This is a genomic window from Caballeronia sp. BR00000012568055 (assembly GCF_029439455.1).
Lineage (GTDB): Bacteria > Pseudomonadota > Gammaproteobacteria > Burkholderiales > Burkholderiaceae > Caballeronia.
In genome coordinates, this window is sequence record NZ_JAQFVG010000187.1 from 1 (window position 1) to 736 (window position 736).

Sequence of the window (736 nt, forward strand, 5' to 3'; positions counted from 1 at the left end):
AGCCTGCGAGCCATCACTCATATCGATCTGCAGCGTGCGTACGCGCAGCGCGACCTGGCGAGTGGAGATTGCGTTTTCGCGCGCGAGCAACGCGCCCATGCGATCCACCGCCTCCTTCGTGTCGCGGACCATCACCAGACGGCTTTGCGGGTTGACGACCACCTCACCGAGCGGCGACTTCAGCTTCTCAAGCTCCGACTGGATGATCGCGATCTGATCGAACGTGCCATCGCGACCGGAAGACGTCACCGACGAGAACGAACCGGTATTGCCGGACATGCCGCCCGTCGTGCCACCCGACGACTGATTGCCGGTTGAGGTATCCGTTCCCTTCGACAGGGTCGATTTGATCGACACCTTGCCGGGTATCGCGGCAATCGTGAACGTCTTGGTGACAAAGCGACTGATTGAGATGGTCGTGCCGTCAAAGGTCCAGTCCAGCCCCAGATTCTCGGTCACGCCGCGCAGATACTCACCCACCTTGCAGTTGCAGGGCTGTGCGTAGACCGGCTCGACATTCGATTTCGCAAGCGCCGCCGTCGGCATGGGCACCGACACCCCGCCACCGTTGGTCTTCGGAATCAGCGCATCGCGCGGAATGAACACGTCCGGGCTCAGATGCACAGGATAGCCAGTTGCGCTCGACACCAGCGTCGCGATTTTCGACAACGGCAGATTGCCCGGGAACGTCACGCTCTTCTCGCGGAAGATCGCCGGCAGCGTGGCTTCATACGCG

General features: G+C 61.7%; 1 pseudogene. It reads right to left on the minus strand.

The annotated features are described in order from the left end of the window. Nucleotides 1–736, minus strand: a pseudogene (locus P7F28_RS09700) (type II secretory pathway protein); the annotation flags it as partial.